We start from the raw sequence: 18,979 nt of genomic DNA on the forward strand, positions 1-18,979 counted from the left end.
CCCCCACGGACGCCGCCCTGGCCGCCGACCTCGCGCTGCCGATCGAGGAGCTGGAGCTCACGGTCCGCTCCTACAACTGCCTCAAGCGTGAGGGCATCCACTCCGTGGGTGAACTCGTCGCGCGCTCCGAGGCCGACCTCCTGGACATCCGCAACTTCGGTGCGAAGTCCATCGACGAGGTCAAGGCGAAGCTGGTCGGCATGGGCCTGGCCCTCAAGGACAGCCCGCCCGGGTTCGACCCCACCGCCGCCGCCGACGCCTTCGGCGCCGACGACGACGCAGACGCCGGGTTCGTCGAGACCGAGCAGTACTGACAGCTCGGGACCGACTGCCGGTTCCTGGCCGCGGGTGCGCTGTGCCTGATCGCGCAGTTCCCCGCGCCCCTTCCGGGGCGCCCCTTCGGGGACGCCCCGGATCTTCGACGGGCAACCGCCCGCTCGGATACTGACTCCGGTACCTGACACGGCCGGGGCAGACACACAGGAGAAGAACAATGCCGAAGCCCGCCAAGGGTGCCCGTCTGGGCGGCAGCGCCGCGCACGAGAAGCTGCTCCTCGCGAACCTTGCGAAGAGCCTCTTCGAGCACGGCCGTATCACCACCACCGAGGCGAAGGCCCGCCGCCTGCGCCCGTACGCCGAGCGTCTGGTCACCAAGGCGAAGAAGGGCGACCTTCACAACCGCCGTCAGGTGCTCCAGGTGATCACGGACAAGAGCATCGTCCACACGCTCTTCACCGAGATCGGCCCGCGCTACGAGAACCGTCCGGGTGGCTACACCCGCATCACCAAGATCGGTAACCGCCGTGGCGACAACGCGCCCATGGCTGTCATCGAGCTGGTCGAGGCTCTGACGGTGCAGCAGAAGGCCGTGGGTGAGGCCGAGGCCGCCACCAAGCGTGCGGTCAAGGAAGCCGACGAGGCCCAGGTCGAGACGACCGAGGCCGCCGAGGCTCCCGCCGAGGAGTCGAAGGACGCGTAAGCGTTCTGCCGGGGACTGCCGGCCGGCTGCTGCGGCAGCGTCGTGGCCGGTCGCGCGGTTCCCCGCGCCCCTTTAGGGCGTTGGCGGGTCCGTTCCTTTTCCAGGGGCGGGCCCGCTTTTTCGTACCTGAGAGGATTTCTGTGTGAGTGACGAAGCACAGCCCGGTCATGTCCGTATCCGCCTCGACCTGTCCTACGACGGCACCGACTTCCACGGCTGGGCCAAGCAGGCCGGCGGCAGGCGGACCGTGCAGGGGGAGATAGAGGACGCCCTGCGCACGGTGACCCGTACGAAGGACACGACGTACGAGCTGACCGTGGCCGGGCGGACCGACGCCGGTGTGCACGCGCGCGGCCAGGTGGCCCATGTGGATCTGCCCGTGGAGCTGTGGGCCGAGCACCGGGAGAAGCTGCTGAAGCGGCTGGCCGGCCGGCTGTCCAAGGACGTGCGGGTCTGGAGCCTGACCGAGGCCCCGGAGGGCTTCAACGCGCGGTTCTCCGCGATCTGGCGGCGCTACGCCTACCGCGTCACCGACAATCCGGGCGGCGTCGACCCGCTGCTGCGGGGCCATGTGCTCTGGCACGACTGGCCGCTCGACGTGGACGCGATGAACGAGGCCGCGCGGGAGCTGCTCGGGGAACACGACTTCGCCGCGTACTGCAAGCGGCGCGAGGGCGCGACCACGATCCGCACCCTGCAGGAGCTGAGCCTGGAGCGGGGCACCGACGGGGTCATCACGGCCACCGTCCGGGCCGACGCCTTCTGCCACAACATGGTGCGCTCGCTGATCGGCGCACTGCTCTTCGTCGGCGACGGCCACCGGGACCCGAAGTGGCCCGGGAAGGTGCTGGCCGCGAGGGTACGGGACTCCGCCGTGCATGTCGTGCGGCCGCACGGGCTGACGCTGGAGGAGGTCGGTTACCCCGCCGACGAGCTGCTGGCCGCCCGGAACCGGGAGGCCCGGAACAAGCGCTCGCTCCCGACGGCGGGGTGCTGCTGAGCTACTGGTTCGCCGCCGCGGAGGCCTGGGCCTGGCCGCGGCGGTAGATCTGGTTGAAGGTGAACTCGGCCAGGTCGTCGCCGGTGCGGAAGACCTGCGTGTCCTTCTTCGTCACGTCCTTGGCGCTGGTGAAGCCGCTGATCGTGAAGTAGGCGTAGCGGCCGACGGCGTTTCGCGTCGACCGGCAGAACGCCCCGGCGCAGAAGGGCTTGACGCCCTTGCCGGACAGCGAGCGCACGATGCTGCTGTCGTTGGTCTGGGACTTGGCCTTCGCGGCCTGGGCCTGGGTGTCGAAGACGGCGACGCCGACGGTGACGGCGATGTCGCCGTCGGTGTAGGTGGCGCGGATCAGGCGGGTGCAGCCGTTCGAGGTGAGGATCTTCGGCAGGGTGCCGCCCGTGGCCGAGGCGCAGCTGCCGGTGTCGGCCGTGGCGCCCTTCTTGTACACCGTGCTGTTCATGGTCAGCCGGGTGCCGGGGAACAGGGTGTCGGCGCTCAGCGGCGCCTTGTCCTTCCCGGCGCTGGATATGAAGTCCTTCGGGTCCAGCGGGGGCGGTGCGCTGGTCGGGGCGAAGGACGGCGCCGTGGCCGTGCCGCTCGGCAGCGAGGCGCTGGCGGGCAGGTCACCGGGGTTGCCCGAGGCCTTGTTGTCGCTGTTCGCGGAGACGACGGCCATGGCGACGGCCGTGCCGACCGCGATCGTGGCCAGTGCGCCGCCTCCGATGAACAGCAGCCTGCGCCGCTTGTTGCGACTCGCCGAGGCATCGGCGAGCGCGGCCCAGTCCGGGGTGCCGTCGTCGCCGCCGCTCCAGGGCTGCTGGGAATTCGGTTTCCAGGGATCCCACTGAGACTGGGGTCCCCCCTGCCCGTAACTCATGGGGCGCATCTTAGACGGGGGTCGCACGATGGAGGGACGGGTCTGCCCGGATGCCGTTTTTGTCTGTCGGCATGCCTCGTTTTGACCCGTCAGGGGGCATCCAGGTAATCTGCTTCTTCGTTGTGTATTGGCTTGCTCATTCTCACGGGACGGGCCCTTACACCGGTCCACCGGGCCGATGACCAGCGATCAGCACACGGTTGCGTCACCGTGGTGCGGTCGAGGCTGTCGTGATCGTTTCGGTGACCTGTTCAGGACCATTCACTCGAAGCGAAGGCTACGAACCGTGCGTACGTACAGCCCCAAGCCCGGCGATGTGACGCGCCAGTGGCACGTCATCGACGCCCAGGACATTGTCCTGGGCCGTCTCGCCACCACCGCCGCGTCCCTTCTGCGGGGCAAGCACAAGCCGATCTACGCGCCCCACGTCGACACCGGTGACTTCGTCATCATCATCAACGCCGACAAGGTGCACCTGTCCGGCAACAAGCGGACCCAGAAGATGGCGTACCGCCACTCCGGCTACCCGGGTGGTCTGCGCTCCGTCCGTTACGACGAGCTGCTGGACAAGAACCCCGAGAAGGCCATCGAGAAGGCCGTCAAGGGCATGCTCCCCAAGAACACGCTGGGCCGTCAGATGCTCTCGAAGCTGAAGGTCTACAAGGGTGACGTGCACCCGCACGCTGCGCAGCAGCCGGTGCCGTTCGAGATCACCCAGGTCGCGCAGTAAGTCCGGCCACCCCCTAAGACCGAAGAGAATCTGAGGAGAATCGTGGCCGAGACCACTGTTGAGCAGCCGGTCGAAGAGACTGAGCTCGTCGACATCGACAGCTACACCACCGAGTCCGAGGACGTCGTGGAGGGTGAGTACACCTCCGAGTCCCTCGCCTCGCGCTTCGGTGAGCCCCAGCCGGCCGCCGGCCTGGGCCGTCGCAAGAACGCCATCGCCCGCGTCCGGATCGTTCCGGGCACCGGCAAGTGGAAGATCAACGGTCGCACCCTCGAGGACTACTTCCCGAACAAGGTGCACCAGCAGGAAGTCAACGAGCCCTTCAAGGTGCTCGAGCTCGAGGGCCGTTACGACGTCATCGCCCGCATCGCGGGTGGCGGTGTCTCCGGTCAGGCCGGTGCGCTCCGTCTCGGTGTCGCCCGTGCGCTGAACGAGGCCGACGTCGACAACAACCGCGGCCCGCTCAAGAAGGCCGGCTTCCTCAAGCGCGACGACCGTGCGGTCGAGCGCAAGAAGGCCGGTCTCAAGAAGGCCCGCAAGGCTCCGCAGTACAGCAAGCGCTAAACAGCAGCTGCCTGCTCGTACTCCGAACGCCCCGGCGGCACGCCACAGTGCCGTCGGGGCGTTCGTTTATCCCGGACAAGGGCGTATAACGACACAAGACGCTCAACGGCTTGTGTGACCGGATGTCACGGCGCCTGTCATCAGGCTCGGCGGCGTGGACGCTTCCTCAGGAGGACAAGTGGGACGACTCTTCGGCACGGACGGCGTGCGTGGCGTCGCCAACGCGGACCTGACGGCCGAGATGGCGCTCGGCCTGTCCGTCGCGGCTGCGCACGTGCTCGCCGAGGCGGGCACCTTCGAGGGCCACAAGCCGACGGCGGTGGTCGGACGGGACCCGCGCGCGTCCGGGGAGTTCCTGGAGGCGGCCATGGTCGCCGGTCTGGCCAGCGCGGGCGTGGACGTCCTGCGCGTCGGCGTGCTGCCGACGCCGGCGGTGGCGCATCTGACCGGCGCGCTCGGCGCCGACCTCGGCGTGATGCTCTCCGCCAGCCACAACGCCATGCCGGACAACGGCATCAAGTTCTTCGCCCGCGGCGGGCACAAGCTCGCCGACGACCTGGAGGACAGGATCGAGGCGGTGTACGAGTCCCACCGCCACGGCGAGCCCTGGGAGCGGCCCACCGGCGCCGGGGTCGGCCGCGTGCGGTTCTACGACGAGGGCTTCGAGCAGTACGTCGCCCATCTGCTGTCGGTCCTGCCCAACCGGCTGGACGGCCTGAAGATCGTCCTGGACGAGGCGCACGGCGCGGCCGCGGGGGTCTCGCCGGAGGCGTTCTCCCGGGCCGGTGCCGAGATCGTCACGATCGGTACCGAGCCGGACGGCCTCAACATCAACGACGGCTGCGGCTCCACCCACCTGGACAAACTGAAAGCCGCGGTCGTCGAGCACGGCGCGGACCTCGGCATCGCGCACGACGGGGACGCCGACCGCTGTCTGGCCGTGGACCACACCGGCGACGAGGTGGACGGCGACCAGATCCTGGCCGTCCTCGCGCTGGCCCTGCGCGAGCGCTCCGAGCTGCGGGCCGACACCGTCGTCGCCACCGTCATGTCCAACCTCGGTTTCAAGCTGGCGATGGAGCGGGCGGGCATCCGGCTCGTGCAGACCGCGGTGGGCGACCGCTACGTGCTGGAGGAGATGAAGCAGCACGACTACGCCCTCGGTGGCGAGCAGTCCGGGCACGTGATCATCCTCGACCACGCGACCACCGGTGACGGCACGCTGACGGGTCTGCTGCTGGCGGCGCGGGTCGCGCAGACCGGCCGGACGCTGCGGGAGCTGGCCTCGGTCATGGAGCGGCTGCCGCAGGTGCTCGTCAACGTGCCGGACGTGGACAGGACGCGGGTGAAGACCTCGGCCGACCTGGCCGCCGCCGTCGCCGAGGCGGAGCGGGAGCTGGGGTCCACCGGGCGGGTGCTGCTGCGGCCTTCCGGCACCGAGCCGCTGGTGCGGGTGATGGTCGAGGCCGCGGACATCGACCAGGCCCGGACGGTGGCCGGGCGGCTGGCCGACGCGGTGAAGTCGGCGCTCGGCTAGAGCGCCGCCCGCTGTTTCCTGTACCTGGCCCAGAACCACTTCTGGGCCAGCAGGGTCAGGGTGCCGGCCAGGACGATGCCCAGCAGGTTCAGCAGGAGCTGGTACGTCGAGCCGGCCGTCTGGGCCGTGTCGCCGTAGGCGAGGGCCACGGCGGCGTTGGCGGCGGCCGGGACCGTGGTCACGGAGATGGCCACGCCCACCAGGGCGCCCGACTTGGCGGAGGTCAGGGACAGGGTGCCGGCGATGCCGGCGAGGACCGCCACGATGAACGAGAAGGCGTCGGGGGCGTAGACGAACGCCGTGTTGGGGCGCTCGCCCTCCAGGTCGGACCGGTGGAAGAGGTCGACGGCGTCCATGAACACGGTGAAGCCGACCGTCACCGCCATCGCCACGGCGAAGCCCACGAGCAGTGCGGTCAGGGAGCGCAGCGCGAGGCGGGGACGACGCCGCACCAGGGCCGTGCTGAAGCCGGCCAGCGGGCCGAACTCCGGTCCCACCGCCATCGCGCCCACGATCAGGACGGCGTTGTCCAGGACCACACCGCAGGCCGCGATCATCGTGGCCAGCGTGATGAAGGCGACGTAGGTGACCGACAGGGTCGACTCCTCGTGGGTCGCCTCGGTCAGGCCCTCCCAGAGCACCGCGTCCGCGCCCTCGCCCGGCGCCTCGTCCTCGGCCTTGTCGGCGCGCCGGGACAGCGAGAGGTCGATGTCCTCGACGGCGATCGAGCCGGTCTCGTCCAGCCCCAACCGGCGTAGCCCGCCGATGAGTTCGTCGCCCGCCTCGCGTGCCACGTCGCACAGCACGAGGTCCCCGACGGGGTTGCGGGCGGCTGTCGGCAGGACGACGAGGTGGGCGGTACCGATCGTGTCCTCGATCAGCCGCACCACCTCGTCCGTCTTCTCGGCGGGGGTGATCAGGCGCAGATGCAGCATGACGCCTTTCTAACAGGCGTCCGTCGTCTCACAGGCATTCATGGACACGTCACAGCTTGCGCAGTCGCAGCCTCTGCACCTTGTGGTCCGGGCCCTTGCGTACGACGAGGGTGGCGCGGCCGCGGGTGGGGGCGATGTTCTCGACCAGGTTGGGCTGGTTGATCGTCCGCCACAGGGTGCGGGCGTAGTCGAGGGCTTCGTCCTCGGAGACCTGGGTGTACTTGCGGAAGTACGAGTGCGGGTCCTGGAAGGCGGTCTGGCGCAGCTTCGTGAAGCGGCTGAGGTACCAGCGCTCGATGTCCTCGACGCTCGCGTCGACGTACACGCTGAAGTCGAAGAAGTCGGCGAGGCCGACCCGGGTGCGGCCGTCCGTGCCGGGCAGGGCGGGCTGGAGGACGTTCAGGCCCTCGACGATGAGGATGTCGGGCCGGCGCACCGTGAGCTGCTCGCCGCGCACGATGTCGTAGATGAGGTGCGAGTAGACGGGCGCGGACACCTCGTCCTTGCCCGCCTTGATGTCGGCGACGAACCGGGTCAGTGCCCGGCGGTCGTACGACTCGGGGAAGCCCTTGCGCGACATCAGGCCGCGGGCCTCGAGCTCCTTGGTGGGCAGCAGGAAGCCGTCGGTGGTCACGAGTTCCACCCGGGGGTGCTCGGGCCAGCGCGAGAGCAGCGCCTGCAGCAGCCGGGCGACGGTCGACTTGCCCACGGCCACCGAGCCGGCGACGCCTATGACGAACGGGGTGCCGGACTGGGAACCCTGTTCCCCGAGAAAGGTGTTCAGCGCGCTGCGCAGGCCGTCGGTGGCGCCGACGTAGAGGTTGAGCAGCCGGGACAGCGGCAGGTAGATGTCCCGCACCTCGTCCAGGTCGATCACGTCGCCGAGCCCGCGCAGCTTCTCCACCTCCTCCGCGCTCAGTGGCAGCGGCGTCTTGTCCCGCAGCGCGCTCCACTCGGCGCGTGTGAGGTCGACGTAGGGAGTCGCCTCCGGCCTGTGCCGGTGGGCGCTCCGGGGGATCGAGGAGACCGGTGAGATCACAGTCCATTGTTAACGGAGTTTGAACAGGGCGGTGGGGTGGGGTGCGTCACGTGGGACCGCGCACTTGTTGCGGTCCGGGACCTTCGTACCCCGGTGTGAATTTCCGATTTCGGGCACGCGGTGAACGTTTTGACGGGCTTGTTGATCGTAGGCTGCCGTTCATGTGCGGAATTGTGGGATACGTGGGATCTCAGTCGGCGCTGGATGTCGTGATGGCCGGGCTCAGGCGGCTGGAGTACCGGGGGTACGACTCGGCGGGCGTGGCCGTGCAGGCGGACGGGGGGCTGGCCGCGGCGAAGAGGGCCGGGAAACTGGTCAATCTGGAGAAGGAGTTGGCCGGCCGCCCGCTGCCGACGGGCTCGACGGGCATCGGTCACACACGGTGGGCCACGCACGGAGGCCCCACGGACGCGAACGCGCATCCGCATCTGGACAACGCGGGGCGCGTGGCCGTCGTCCACAACGGGATCATCGAGAACTTCGCCGTGCTGCGGGCCGAACTGGCCGAGCGGGGCCACGAACTGGTCTCCGAGACGGACACCGAGGTCGTCGCGCATCTGCTGGCCGAGGAGTTCTCCCGGACCGCCGACCTCGCGGAGGCGATGCGGCTCGTGTGCCGGCGCCTGGAGGGCGCGTTCACCCTGGTCGCCGTCCACGCGGACGCGCCGGACGTGGTCGTGGGCGCGCGCCGCAACTCCCCGCTGGTGGTGGGCGTCGGCGAGGGCGAGGCGTTCCTCGCCTCCGACGTCGCCGCGTTCATCGAGCACACCCGCTCGGCCGTCGAACTGGGCCAGGACCAGGTGGTGGAACTGCGCCCGGACGGCGTCACGGTGACCGGCTTCGACGGCCGCCCCGCCGACGTGCACTCCTACCACGTCGACTGGGACGCCTCCGCCGCCGAGAAGGGCGGCTACGACTACTTCATGCTCAAGGAGATCGCCGAGCAGCCCAAGGCGGTCGCCGACACCCTCCTCGGACGCATCGACGCGGCCGGCTCGCTGACCCTGGACGAGGTCCGCATCACCCCGCCCGAACTGCGCGAGCTGGACAAGGTCGTCATCGTCGCCTGCGGCACGGCCTTCCACGCGGGCCTGATCGCCAAGTACGCCATCGAGCACTGGACGCGGATCCCGTGCGAGGTGGAGCTGGCGAGCGAGTTCCGCTACCGGGACCCGATCCTGGACGGACGGTCCCTGGTCATCGCCATCTCCCAGTCCGGCGAGACCATGGACACCCTGATGGCGCTGCGGCACGCGCGCGAGCAGGGCTCGAAGGTCCTCGCCATCTGCAACACCAACGGCTCGACCATTCCCCGCGAGTCGGACGCGGTGCTGTACACGCACGCCGGGCCCGAGATCGCGGTCGCGTCCACCAAGGCGTTCCTGACCCAGCTGGTGGCGTGCTACTTGGTCGCCCTGTACCTGGGCCAGGTGCGCGGCACCAAGTGGGGCGACGAGATCCGCGCCGTCATCCGGGACCTCTCGCAGATCTCGGGCGCGGTCGAGCGGGTCCTCGGGACCATGGAGCCCGTACGCGCCCTCGCGCGCTCCCTCGCCGGCAAGGACACCGTGCTGTTCCTGGGCCGGCACGTCGGATACCCGGTCGCTCTCGAAGGCGCCCTCAAGCTGAAGGAGCTGGCGTACATGCACGCCGAGGGCTTCGCGGCGGGCGAGCTGAAGCACGGTCCGATCGCCCTGATCGAGAAGGACCTGCCGGTGGTCGTGGTCGCGCCCTCGCCCCGGGGGCGGTCCGTCCTCCACGACAAGATCGTGTCCAACATCCAGGAGATCCGGGCCCGGGGAGCGCGGACCATCGTGATCGCGGAGGAGGGGGACGAGGCGGTCGCGCCGTACGCGGACCACCTGATCCGGATCCCGGCCACGCCGACCCTGCTGCAGCCGCTCGTGGCCACGGTGCCGCTCCAGGTGTTCGCGTGCGAGCTGGCGACGGCGCGCGGCAACGAGGTGGACCAGCCCCGGAACCTGGCGAAGTCGGTGACGGTGGAGTGAGCGGTGCCCGGGGGGGCGAGGAGAGCTGAGGGAGTGAGGAGAGCCGAGGGAGTGAGGGGAAGGGCGAACGGCCGCCGTGTGCCGTTCGCCGTCCGCTCGGGTGCGGGCGCGGCCGTAGGCTGCCCGGTATGAGCATCATCGGGGTCGGGATCGACGTGGCCGAGATCGAGCGGTTCGACGCGGCGCTGGAGCGTACGCCGGGGCTGGCCCAGCGCCTGTTCCTGGAGAGCGAGTTGCTGCTGGACAGCGGGGAGCGGCGCGGTATCGCCTCGCTCGCGGCGCGGTTCGCGGCCAAGGAGGCCGTGGCCAAGGCGCTGGGCGCGCCGTCCGGGCTGCTCTGGACCGACGCCGAGGTGTACGTCGAGGACAGCGGGCAGCCCCGGTTGCGGGTGAAGGGGACCGTGGCCGCGCGGGCGGCGGAGCTGGGCGTGCAGTCGTGGCACGTGTCGCTCAGCCACGACGCGGGGGTCGCGTCGGCGGTGGTGGTCGCCGAGGGGTAGCGACCCGCGTGCGGTCCGGCCGGCTTCCGGGGGAGACTCGGACGTATGCGTACTGCGTACAGCGTGGAGACGGTGAGGGCGGCCGAGCGGGCGTTGATGGCAAGGCTTCCGGAGGGTGCGCTCATGCAGCGGGCCGCCGCCGGACTGGCCGCGGCCTGCGCGGAGTTTCTCGGGCGGGTGTACGGAAGCCGGGTCGTGCTGCTCGTCGGCAGCGGGGACAACGGCGGGGACGCGCTGTACGCCGGGGCCCGGCTGGCGCGGCGCGGGGCGGGGGTCACCGCCGTGCTGCTGGCGCCCGACCGCGCTCACGCCGGGGGACTGGCGGCCCTGCGGCGGGCCGGAGGGTCCGTCGTCGCGGCCGTCGACGCGGCTGCCGAGCGGGTGGTCTTGGCCGCCGACCTGGTCGTGGACGGGATCGTCGGGATCGGCGGGCGGGGCGGACTGCGGGCCGACGCCGAGCGGTTGGCCGCGGTCGTCGAGCGGTCCGGGGCCCGTGTCGTCGCCGTGGATCTGCCCAGCGGGATCGATGCGGACACGGGGGAGGTGCGCGGGACGGCTCTCCCGGCCGATCTCACCGTCACCTTCGGGACGTGCAAACCGGGGCTGCTGATCGATCCCGGGCGGGAGTACGCCGGGGTCGTGCGCCTGGTCGACATCGGGCTCGAACTGCCCGCCGACGCGGACCTGGAGTCCTTGCAGCACGCCGACGTGGCGCGGCTGTTGCCCGTGCCCGCGGCGGAGAGCGACAAGTACCGGCGGGGGGTCGTCGGTATCGCCGCCGGGTCCGCGCGGTACCCGGGGGCCGCCGTGCTCGCCGTCTCCGGGGCCCTGCGGGGCGGGGCCGGGGCCGTACGGTACGTCGGACCCGCCGGGGACGCCGTCATCGCGCGGTTCCCGGAGACCCTCGTGTCCGACCGGGGAGCGGCCAAGGCCGGACGCGTGCAGGCGTGGGTCGTCGGGCCCGGCGCCGGGGACGACGCGGAGAGCGTCGCCGAGGTGCTCGGGACGGACGTGCCGGTGCTGCTGGACGCCGACGGGCTGCGGCTGGCGGAGCGGGACGCGGTGCGCGGACGCACGGCGCCGACCCTGATGACGCCGCACGCCGGGGAGGCGGCGGCCCTGCTGGGGGTGCGCCGCGAGGAGGTCGAGGGGGCGCGGCTGGCCGCCGTACGGGAGCTGGCGGCCGTGTACCGGTCGACCGTGCTGCTGAAGGGGTCGTCCACCCTGGTGGCCGACTTCGAGGGCGGCGCGGTACGGGTCAACGCGACGGGAACCGCGTGGCTCGCCACGGCGGGCAGCGGGGACGTGCTGTCGGGGCTCGCCGGGTCGCTGCTGGCCTCCGGGCTGTCCGCGCGGGACGCCGGAAGCGTGGCGGCCTATCTGCACGGCCTCGCCGGGCGGTTCGCCTCGGAGGGAGCGCCGGCGGGGGCGCATGACGTCGCGGCGCGGATTCCGGAGGCGTGGAGGGACGTTCGACGAGGGTGAGGGGGAGGCGGCGTGGCCGCCGGCCCGGCGACGGCCCGGGGGTCCGTCACCGTGCCCCTGGGGCGAGGGGTTCGGGAACGAGTGGCTGACGGCCCGATCGTCCTTGACCCGGGTCCGCCCCTCGGGTGACCCGTCCGCGCGGCGTCCCGGATCCGCGGAAGCCGCGCGTTTGGCTGACCGCGTGATCAGCGGACGAACCACCCCCCGGCTCAACCGCGTACGGCAGTATTTACCCGACCGCCGGTTCCTACGGCTGCGTCACCCCGGAACTCGCCGATGCCCGCACGCTGCGCGGCGTGCTGAAGAAGGGGAACCGGGTGCACGTGTGGGGGCGGCGACCGGGCAGCTGGAAGACACCGTCGATGAGTGCGACCGGGGGGCTGTCCGAGCCCTCTGAGAGACTGGGGGCGCCATGAGTGAGACTTCAGCTGTGCCGACCGCGCATCTGCGTGCCCGCGCCGAGATCGATCTGGGTGCGCTGCGCGCCAATGTGCGTGTGCTGCGTGCGCGGGCGAAGGACGCGGCCCTGATGGCCGTCGTCAAGTCCGACGCGTACGGTCACGGGGCGGTCCGGTGCGCCCGCGAGGCCCTCGCGGCGGGGGCGAGTTGGCTGGGCACGGCCACGCCCGAGGAGGCGCTGGCGCTGCGCGCGGCCGGCCTGCCGGGGCCCATCCTGTGCTGGCTGTGGGTCCCGGGCGGCCCCTGGCGGCAGGCCGTGGAGGCGGACATCGACGTGGCCGTCAGCGGGATGTGGGCGCTGCGCGAGGTGACGCAGGCCGCGCGGGCCGCCGGCCGGACCGCGCGCGTCCAGCTGAAGGCCGACACCGGGCTCGGCCGCAGCGGCTGCCAGCCCGCCGACTGGCCCGAGCTGGTGGCCGAGGCACTGAGCGCCGAGTCCGAGGGGCTGATCCGGGTCACCGGACTGTGGTCCCACTTCGCCTGCGCCGACGAGCCCGGACATCCCTCCATCGCCGCCCAGCTCGCCCTCTTCCGGGAGCTGGTGGCGTACGCGGAGGAGCAGGGCGTGCGCCCCGAGGTGCGGCACATCGCCAACTCCCCGGCCACGCTGACCCTTCCGGAGACCCATTTCGACCTGGTCCGTACCGGTATCGCCCTGTACGGCATCTCGCCCAGCCCGGAGCTGGGCCCCCCGGCCGACTTCGGACTGCGCCCGGTGATGACGCTCAGCGCGTCGCTGGCGATGGTCAAGCACGTCCCGGGCGGACACGGCGTCAGCTACGGCCACCACTACGTCACCGCCGGTGACACCACCCTCGGCCTGGTGCCGGTGGGATACGCGGACGGCATCCCGCGGCACGCCTCCGGCACCGGTCCGGTGCTGGTCGACGGCAAGTGGCGGACGGTCGCGGGGCGGGTCGCGATGGACCAGTTCGTGGTCGACCTGGGCGGCGACGAGCCCCTGGTGGGCAGTGAGGCCGTACTGTTCGGTCCCGGCGACCGGGGCGAGCCCACCGCCGAGGACTGGGCCCAGGCCTGCGGCACCATCGCGTACGAGATCGTCACCCGGATCGGAACGCGCGTTCCTCGCGTCTATGTGAACGAGGAACAAGCCGAAGAGGGCTGACCCCGCGCCGGGCCTCCGGGCCGGGTGTCTCCCTCCGGCCCGCTCGCGTCCCGGCAGGAATCCGGCGGGCGACCGGCAGACCACAAGCCCCACAGGAACCACTGGCACCACAAGCACCACACCGGCATCATCCGTTCGACCCATCAGGCGAACTGCAGTACGGCGAAGAGGAGCGGTACGTGAGCGAGAGCAGTGCGGAGGCCGTGGCGGACGCCGTCGCCTCGGCGGCCGCGGCCTCCGTCGCCGGCGCGGGGAGCTGGCGCAGGGCGACCGGTATCGCCGGTGCCGCGATAGGCGTCCTCGCCGCGGGCGCGGCCACCGGTGTCGCGATAGAGCGCATGACGGTGGGCCGCGGTATGCGCCGCAAGGCCCGGCTGGCGCTGGATTCGACAGGTCCGTACGGCACCCTGCGCGGCACCCCGGGCAAGGCGTACGCCGACGACGGCACCGAGCTGTACTACGAGGTCGACGACGTCGAGCCGGACCCGGGCGCGAAGGTCTCCCCGCGCCGCCGCCGGCTCTTCGGCCGCAAGGCGCCCGCCCCGGTCACCGTCGTCTTCAGCCACGGCTACTGCCTCAACCAGGACTCCTGGCACTTCCAGCGGGCGGCCCTGCGCGGGGTCGTCCGGACCGTGTACTGGGACCAGCGCAGCCACGGGCGGTCCGGGCGGGGCGTGGCCCAGACCCGGGACCGGGAGCCCGTCACCATCGACCAGCTCGGGCGCGATCTGTTGGCCGTGCTCGACGCCGCCGTACCGGAGGGCCCGATCGTGCTGGTCGGCCACTCGATGGGCGGGATGACGATGATGGCGCTGGCCGCCCAGTACCCGGAGCTGATCCGCGACCGCGTGGTCGCCACCGCCTTCGTCGGCACCTCCTCCGGGCGGCTCGGCGAGGTCGACTTCGGCCTGCCGCTGGCCGGTGTCAACGCGGTGCGCCGGATCCTGCCCGGAGTGCTGAAGGCGCTCGGACAGCAGGCGGAACTGGTCGAGCGGGGGCGGCGGGCGACCGCCGACCTGTTCGCCGGGATCATCAAGCGGTACTCGTTCGCGGGGCGGGACGTCGACCCGGCGGTCGCCCGGTTCGCCGAGCGGATGATCGAGTCCACGCCGATCGACGTGGTCGCCGAGTTCTACCCGGCCTTCACCGACCACGACAAGACCGAGGCCCTGGCCTGTTTCCGGGACTTCCCGGTGCTCGTGCTGGCCGGCGTCCAGGACCTGGTGACGCCCAGCGAGCACAGTGAGGTCATCGCCGGCCTGCTGCCCGAGGCCGAGCTGGTGCTCGTCCCGGACGCCGGGCACCTGGTGATGCTGGAGCACCCGGAAGTGGTCATAGACCGCCTCGCCGATCTGCTCACCCGCGCTGGGGCGGTGCCGATTACGGCTACCGTAAGTGGCTGTGACTCCGCCTCCTCCTGAGAGGTGGCTTCCAGCCCACCGGCTGCGGTCCAGCCCGAACCGATCCCTCACGGGGCGTGGCCTGTGTACTACTGCAAGTGAGTGATGATGCAAGAATCAGCAGCACCGCACCAGTCCGCCGAGACCCGGCTGACCGTCACCTCTCCCGAGCAGATGCGGGAGCTGGGCAGGCAGCTGGCCAAGCTGCTGCGCGCGGGCGACCTGGTGATGCTCTCCGGGGAGCTCGGCGCGGGCAAGACGACGCTGACCCGCGGGCTCGGCGAGGGGCTCGGGGTGCGTGGCGCGGTCACCTCGCCGACCTTCGTGATCGCACGGGTGCACCCCTCGCTGGGCGACGGCCCGCCGCTCGTCCACGTCGACGCCTACCGGCTCTCCGGCGGCCTCGACGAGATGGAGGACCTGGACCTCGACGTCTCGCTGCCCGACTCGGTGATCGTCGTGGAGTGGGGCGAGGGCAAGGTCGAGGAGCTGACCGAGGACCGGCTCCAGGTCGTCATCCACCGGGCGGTCGGGGACACCTCCGACGAGGTGCGGCACGTCACGGTGACCGGGCTCGGTCAGCGGTGGACGGGCGCGGAGCTGGAGACGCTCACGGCCTGACCGGACGGGCGCCGGTCCCACCTTTCCGACAAGCCGTCGGGAACATATTGCGCAGGACGTCCCGGGCGTGGTCACATGGTAGCCAGCCCGCGGTTAGGTGTACCTAACTACGCCCGCCCCCGCAGCTCAGGAGGCGCCCATGCCCGCTTCTCGTCCCACGGAGCAGCCCTCGCGGCCCCCGCTCGCCGGGGTGTCCATGCGCGATCTGCTGGCGTCGTGCGCGGCTGCGGACGCCGTCTCCAGACCCCCGCGCGAGCCGGAACCCGAGACGCCCGAGCCGACCGAGGAGCACCGCGACGCGGCGTAGGCGCTCCGCTCGCACGCCCGAGCCCGGTGGGATGCGCCGCCCGTGTCCGGGGCGGCCCCGCTAGCGGATCACGACGATCGGCACCCCGATCGTCGCGAACTTCCACATCTCCTCGCCGTCCGGTCGCGTCTCCCGGATGCCGCCCGTCTTCACGGACTCGGTGTTCGCAGGCGCGCCGTCGCCCACGGCCGCGCTGAAGCCGATCACCACGCCGTCCACGCTGGTGAAACGCACGACGTGCTCGACGGGGACGCCGTCGGTCCCGGTGACCGCGTTCGAGCGGGAGGTGACCCAGTAACGGCCCGGTACCGGGTCGACGGCGCCGGGGCGCACGGGGAAGGTGTGCTGCACCCGGCCCCGCTCGTCGACCAGCCAGACCCGGTCGTCGTCCACCGAGTACACGACCCGTTCACCCTTGCCGGAACCGCCCGGCAGCGCGGTCGGGTGCCGCCGGTCGCGCGGGGCCTTGCTGGGGGCCGCCGAGGGCGGCGCGCTGGCCCCGGACGGGCTGCCCAGGTGCGCCGGAGCGTGCGCCTGGGCTTGGAAGGCGAGGAGGCCGACGGTGCCGACGGCCACCGCGGTGAGGCCGGCCACGATCCCGGAGCTGGTCCCTGCCACGTCCGCTCACCTCTGCCTCGCGTGGATATGTCGTACTTCGTACAGACCGTAGCAGCCAGTGACAGCCCGACCGGGGCGGGCGTGCACGAGGGTAAGGGCCTGTGTCGGAAATCCCGCCGGACGCCGCGCCGCCCGCCCTTCGGGTGAATGCCGGGATTTCCGACACAGGCCCCTCGGCGCCGTAGGCTGTTCGCGTGCTCTTGCTCGCTCTGGATACCGCCACCCCCGCCGTCACCGTCGCGTTGCACGACGGCACGCACGTCATCGCCTCGTCGAGTCAGGTGGACGCCCGCCGGCACGGGGAGCTGCTGCTGCCGGCCGTCGACCGTGTGCTCACCGAGTCGGGGCTCACGCTGGACGCCGTCACCGGGATCGTCGTCGGCACCGGGCCCGGCCCCTACACCGGGCTGCGCGTCGGTCTGATGACCGCCGACACCTTCGGCCTCGCGCTCGGCGTCCCCGTCCACGGCCTGTGCACGCTGGACGCCCTCGCCTACGCCGCCGACATCGAGAAGGGCCCCTTCGTCGTGGCGACCGACGCCCGGCGCAAGGAGGTCTACTGGGCGACCTACGCCGACTCCCGCACCCGGCTCACCGGCCCCGCCGTCGACCGCCCGGCCGACATCGCGGAGCGGGTCGCCGGGCTGCCCGCGGTCGGCGCGGGCGCCCTGCTGTACCCCGACACGTTCCCGAGCGCCCACGAGCCCGAGCACGTCTCCGCCGCCGCGCTCGCCTCGCTGGCCGCCGAGAGACTCGCCGCGGGCGAGGAGCTGCCGGAGCCCCGGCCGCTGTACCTGCGCCGCCCCGACGCGCAGGTGCCGAAGAACTACAAGGTGGTCACACCCAAGTGACCGCACAGCTGCGCGAGATGCGCTGGTGGGACATCGACCGGGTCCTGGAGCTGGAGAAGGGCCTCTTCCCCGAGGACGCCTGGTCCCGGGGGATGTTCTGGTCCGAGCTGGCCCACGCCCGGGGCCCCGGGTCGACCCGGCGCTACCTGGTCGCCGAGGAGGGCGACCGGATCGTCGGCTACGCGGGCCTGGCCGCCTCCGGTGACCAGGGCGACATCCAGACCATCGCCGTCGCCCACGAACTCCAGGGGACCGGTCTGGGCGCCCGGCTGCTGACCGAGCTGCTGAAGGCCGCGACGGCCTTCGAGTGCGCCGAGGTCATGCTCGAGTGCCGGGTCGACAACGTCCGCGCGCAGAAGCTCTACGAGCGCTTCGGCTTCGCCCCCATCGGCTTCAGACGCGGCTACTACCAGCCGGGCAATGTGGACGCCCTGGTGATGCGCCTGACCGACCCTTCCTCATCAGTGCAAGGAACCGACATCAATGGCTGACGAACCCCTCGTCCTCGGCATCGAGACCTCTTGCGACGAGACCGGCGTCGGCATCGTCCGCGGCACCACCCTGCTGGCCGACGCCGTCGCCTCCAGCGTCGACGAGCACGCCCGCTTCGGCGGTGTCGTCCCGGAGGTGGCGTCCCGGGCGCACCTGGAGGCGATGGTCCCCACCATCGGCCGTGCGCTCAAGGAGGCCGGCGTCTCGGCGAAGGACCTCGACGGCATCGCCGTCACCGCCGGACCCGGCCTCGCCGGTGCCCTGCTGGTCGGCGTCTCGGCGGCCAAGGCGTACGCCTACGCCCTCGGCAAGCCCCTCTACGGCGTCAACCACCTCGCCTCCCACATCTGCGTGGACCAGCTGGAGCACGGCCCGCTGCCCGAGCCGACCATGGCCCTGCTGGTGTCCGGCGGTCACTCCTCGCTGCTGCTGTCCGAGGACATCACCTCCGACGTCCACCCCCTGGGTGCGACCATCGACGACGCGGCCGGCGAGGCCTTCGACAAGATCGCCCGTGTGCTGAACCTCGGCTTCCCGGGCGGTCCGGTCATCGACCGCTACGCCCGCGAGGGCGACCCGGGGTCGATCGCCTTCCCGCGCGGCCTGACCGGCCCGCGCGACCCCGCCTACGACTTCTCCTTCTCCGGTCTCAAGACGGCCGTGGCCCGCTGGATCGAGGCCCGGCGTGCGGCCGGCGAGGAGGTCCCGGTCCGTGACGTGGCCGCCTCCTTCCAGGAGGCCGTGGTGGACGTCCTCACCCGCAAGGCCGTCCGTGCCTGCAAGGACGAGGGTGTCGACCACCTGATGATCGGCGGGGGCGTGGCCGCCAACTCCCGGCTGCGCGCCCTCGCCCAGGAGCGCTGCGAGGCCGCCGGTGTCCGGCTGCGCGTCCCGCGTCCCAAGCTGTGCACGGACAACGGCGCGATGGTCGCCGCGCTCGGCGCCGAGATGGTCGCCCGCAACCGGGCCGCCTCCGACTGGGACCTGTCGGCCGACTCCTCCCTGCCGGTGACCGACCCGCACGTGCCCGGTCACGACCACGACCACGTGCACGAGGTCAGCAAGGAGAACCTGTACTCGTGACCGTCGCGCTGATGTGGGAGGCCCGGGCGGTCGACGGACGGGGCGCGGAGCTGCTCGCCTGGGTGCGTGAACAGCCGCTGGCCGGTGAGCCGTTGCGAAGGGAGACCTTCCGCGCGCCGCAGGACCGGGTGCTGGTCGTCACGTGGTGGGACGCGTCGTACGACGCCGAACTGCCCGAACTGCCCGAGCCGCACCCGGAGTTGGTGACCCGGGCCGTGCACCGCTGGCGGTTCGAGGCGTTGGCCGACGGCTGAGGTTGAGGCGTCCGGCCCGGCTGGGCTATGATCATCACACAGCGAACGGCCCGAACAACGGCCCGGACGCAGTGCGTTGGTGGTCCAAGGAAAGACGTCCCGCTTCCTGCGGG

At 71.7% G+C, this 18,979-nt stretch carries 21 protein-coding genes; 17 read left to right on the top strand and 4 right to left on the bottom strand.

Annotation, left to right across the window (positions count from 1 at the left end):
• The 3 genes from ACWD5D_RS12540 to truA form a co-directional block, all read left to right on the top strand.
• Nucleotides 1-314, top strand: a 314-nt coding sequence (locus tag ACWD5D_RS12540) for a DNA-directed RNA polymerase subunit alpha C-terminal domain-containing protein (protein WP_451372635.1), incomplete at its 5' end; no start/stop codon positions are given.
• Between the two features lie 179 nt (nt 315-493).
• Complete coding sequence (gene rplQ / locus ACWD5D_RS12545; protein ID WP_451372636.1) at nt 494-979, top strand: 50S ribosomal protein L17; 486 nt, start codon at nt 494-496, stop codon at nt 977-979.
• 142 nt (nt 980-1,121) lie between these two features.
• A complete protein-coding gene (truA, locus tag ACWD5D_RS12550) occupies nt 1,122-1,979 on the top strand; it encodes a tRNA pseudouridine(38-40) synthase TruA (RefSeq protein WP_451372637.1) in 858 nt (285 codons plus the stop codon).
• Nucleotide 1,980: 1 nt separating this feature from the next.
• Here truA and ACWD5D_RS12555 read toward each other — a convergent pair whose 3' ends face one another.
• On the bottom strand, nt 1,981-2,856 hold the full coding sequence (locus tag ACWD5D_RS12555; RefSeq protein ID WP_451372638.1) for a hypothetical protein: 876 nt from the start codon (nt 2,854-2,856) through the stop codon (nt 1,981-1,983).
• A gap of 286 nt (nt 2,857-3,142) precedes the next feature.
• On the opposite strand from ACWD5D_RS12555, the gene rplM reads away from it, so the two are divergent.
• The 3 genes from rplM (at nt 3,143) to glmM (ending at nt 5,687) form a co-directional block, all read left to right on the top strand.
• Nucleotides 3,143-3,586 (top strand): 50S ribosomal protein L13, encoded by a 444-nt coding sequence (rplM, locus tag ACWD5D_RS12560; RefSeq protein ID WP_046730621.1) that lies wholly within the window; start codon nt 3,143-3,145, stop codon nt 3,584-3,586.
• A gap of 42 nt (nt 3,587-3,628) precedes the next feature.
• Nucleotides 3,629-4,150 carry a 30S ribosomal protein S9 gene (gene rpsI / locus ACWD5D_RS12565; protein ID WP_451372639.1) on the top strand — a complete coding sequence of 174 codons (522 nt, stop codon included), beginning with the start codon at nt 3,629-3,631 and terminating at the stop codon, nt 4,148-4,150.
• Nucleotides 4,151-4,328: 178 nt separating this feature from the next.
• Complete coding sequence (gene glmM, locus ACWD5D_RS12570; protein WP_451372640.1) at nt 4,329-5,687, top strand: phosphoglucosamine mutase; 1,359 nt, start codon at nt 4,329-4,331, stop codon at nt 5,685-5,687.
• Here glmM and ACWD5D_RS12575 read toward each other — a convergent pair.
• Both ACWD5D_RS12575 and coaA read right to left on the bottom strand, forming a co-directional pair.
• Entirely contained in the window at nt 5,684-6,622 is a 939-nt protein-coding gene (locus tag ACWD5D_RS12575) for a DUF389 domain-containing protein (RefSeq protein WP_451372641.1), read from the bottom strand. The two genes, glmM and ACWD5D_RS12575, sit on opposite strands and share 4 nt — an antisense overlap.
• A gap of 49 nt (nt 6,623-6,671) precedes the next feature.
• On the bottom strand, nt 6,672-7,661 hold the full coding sequence (gene coaA / locus ACWD5D_RS12580) for a type I pantothenate kinase (protein WP_451372642.1): 990 nt from the start codon (nt 7,659-7,661) through the stop codon (nt 6,672-6,674).
• A gap of 161 nt (nt 7,662-7,822) precedes the next feature.
• Here coaA and glmS point away from each other — a divergent pair, with 161 nt between their 5' ends.
• The 7 genes from glmS to ACWD5D_RS12615 all read left to right on the top strand — a co-directional run bounded on the left by glmS (nt 7,823) and on the right by ACWD5D_RS12615 (nt 15,568).
• A complete protein-coding gene (gene glmS, locus ACWD5D_RS12585; RefSeq protein ID WP_451372643.1) occupies nt 7,823-9,670 on the top strand; it encodes a glutamine--fructose-6-phosphate transaminase (isomerizing) in 1,848 nt (615 codons plus the stop codon).
• 128 nt (nt 9,671-9,798) lie between these two features.
• Nucleotides 9,799-10,170, top strand: coding sequence for a holo-ACP synthase (locus ACWD5D_RS12590; RefSeq protein ID WP_451372644.1), 372 nt, complete (start codon nt 9,799-9,801; stop codon nt 10,168-10,170).
• A 45-nt stretch (nt 10,171-10,215) separates the two neighbouring features.
• Entirely contained in the window at nt 10,216-11,655 is a 1,440-nt protein-coding gene (locus ACWD5D_RS12595; RefSeq protein ID WP_451372645.1) for an NAD(P)H-hydrate dehydratase, read from the top strand.
• Between the two features lie 412 nt (nt 11,656-12,067).
• On the top strand, nt 12,068-13,240 hold the full coding sequence (alr, locus tag ACWD5D_RS12600; RefSeq protein ID WP_451372646.1) for an alanine racemase: 1,173 nt from the start codon (nt 12,068-12,070) through the stop codon (nt 13,238-13,240).
• A gap of 179 nt (nt 13,241-13,419) precedes the next feature.
• On the top strand, nt 13,420-14,661 hold the full coding sequence (locus ACWD5D_RS12605) for an alpha/beta fold hydrolase (protein WP_451372647.1): 1,242 nt from the start codon (nt 13,420-13,422) through the stop codon (nt 14,659-14,661).
• 87 nt (nt 14,662-14,748) lie between these two features.
• On the top strand, nt 14,749-15,261 hold the full coding sequence (gene tsaE / locus ACWD5D_RS12610) for a tRNA (adenosine(37)-N6)-threonylcarbamoyltransferase complex ATPase subunit type 1 TsaE (protein ID WP_451372648.1): 513 nt from the start codon (nt 14,749-14,751) through the stop codon (nt 15,259-15,261).
• Between the two features lie 139 nt (nt 15,262-15,400).
• Nucleotides 15,401-15,568, top strand: a complete 168-nt coding sequence (locus tag ACWD5D_RS12615; RefSeq protein ID WP_451372649.1) for a hypothetical protein — start codon at nt 15,401-15,403, stop codon at nt 15,566-15,568.
• A 60-nt stretch (nt 15,569-15,628) separates the two neighbouring features.
• Here the strand turns inward: ACWD5D_RS12615 and ACWD5D_RS12620 are convergent, their stop codons facing one another.
• Nucleotides 15,629-16,186: a hypothetical protein gene (locus ACWD5D_RS12620; RefSeq protein ID WP_451372650.1), complete on the bottom strand. Its 558-nt coding sequence runs from the start codon at nt 16,184-16,186 to the stop codon at nt 15,629-15,631.
• Between the two features lie 194 nt (nt 16,187-16,380).
• On the opposite strand from ACWD5D_RS12620, the gene tsaB reads away from it, so the two are divergent.
• Genes tsaB through ACWD5D_RS12640 form a run of 4 tightly spaced genes read left to right on the top strand, consistent with a single transcriptional unit; the run spans nt 16,381 to nt 18,866 of the window.
• Nucleotides 16,381-17,037 carry a tRNA (adenosine(37)-N6)-threonylcarbamoyltransferase complex dimerization subunit type 1 TsaB gene (tsaB, locus tag ACWD5D_RS12625; protein WP_451372651.1) on the top strand — a complete coding sequence of 219 codons (657 nt, stop codon included), beginning with the start codon at nt 16,381-16,383 and terminating at the stop codon, nt 17,035-17,037.
• Nucleotides 17,038-17,054: 17 nt separating this feature from the next.
• Nucleotides 17,055-17,528 carry a ribosomal protein S18-alanine N-acetyltransferase gene (gene rimI, locus ACWD5D_RS12630; RefSeq protein ID WP_451372865.1) on the top strand — a complete coding sequence of 158 codons (474 nt, stop codon included), beginning with the start codon at nt 17,055-17,057 and terminating at the stop codon, nt 17,526-17,528.
• A complete protein-coding gene (tsaD, locus tag ACWD5D_RS12635; RefSeq protein ID WP_451372652.1) occupies nt 17,521-18,612 on the top strand; it encodes a tRNA (adenosine(37)-N6)-threonylcarbamoyltransferase complex transferase subunit TsaD in 1,092 nt (363 codons plus the stop codon). Before rimI ends, tsaD begins: the two co-directional genes overlap by 8 nt.
• A complete protein-coding gene (locus tag ACWD5D_RS12640; RefSeq protein ID WP_451372653.1) occupies nt 18,609-18,866 on the top strand; it encodes a hypothetical protein in 258 nt (85 codons plus the stop codon). Before tsaD ends, ACWD5D_RS12640 begins: the two co-directional genes overlap by 4 nt.
• The last annotated feature ends 113 nt before the right edge of the window (nt 18,867-18,979 follow it).

It is taken from the genome of Streptomyces sp. NPDC002520 (assembly GCF_053595235.1).

Excerpts from the sequence above, each read along its gene's own strand:
- tsaE (WP_451372648.1), top strand. The coding sequence starts at position 14,749 with ATGCAAGAATCAGCAGCACCGCACCAGTCCGCCGAGACCCGGCTGACC.
- rplQ (WP_451372636.1), top strand. The coding sequence starts at position 494 with ATGCCGAAGCCCGCCAAGGGTGCCCGTCTGGGCGGCAGCGCCGCGCAC.
- ACWD5D_RS12590 (WP_451372644.1), top strand. The coding sequence starts at position 9,799 with ATGAGCATCATCGGGGTCGGGATCGACGTGGCCGAGATCGAGCGGTTC.
- glmS (WP_451372643.1), top strand. The coding sequence starts at position 7,823 with ATGTGCGGAATTGTGGGATACGTGGGATCTCAGTCGGCGCTGGATGTC.
- ACWD5D_RS12615 (WP_451372649.1), top strand. The coding sequence starts at position 15,401 with ATGCCCGCTTCTCGTCCCACGGAGCAGCCCTCGCGGCCCCCGCTCGCC.
- tsaD (WP_451372652.1), top strand. The coding sequence starts at position 17,521 with ATGGCTGACGAACCCCTCGTCCTCGGCATCGAGACCTCTTGCGACGAG.
- ACWD5D_RS12595 (WP_451372645.1), top strand. The coding sequence starts at position 10,216 with ATGCGTACTGCGTACAGCGTGGAGACGGTGAGGGCGGCCGAGCGGGCG.
- ACWD5D_RS12575 (WP_451372641.1), bottom strand. The coding sequence starts at position 6,622 with ATGCTGCATCTGCGCCTGATCACCCCCGCCGAGAAGACGGACGAGGTG.
- alr (WP_451372646.1), top strand. The coding sequence starts at position 12,068 with ATGAGTGAGACTTCAGCTGTGCCGACCGCGCATCTGCGTGCCCGCGCC.
- rimI (WP_451372865.1), top strand. The coding sequence starts at position 17,055 with ATGCGCTGGTGGGACATCGACCGGGTCCTGGAGCTGGAGAAGGGCCTC.
- ACWD5D_RS12555 (WP_451372638.1), bottom strand. The coding sequence starts at position 2,856 with ATGAGTTACGGGCAGGGGGGACCCCAGTCTCAGTGGGATCCCTGGAAA.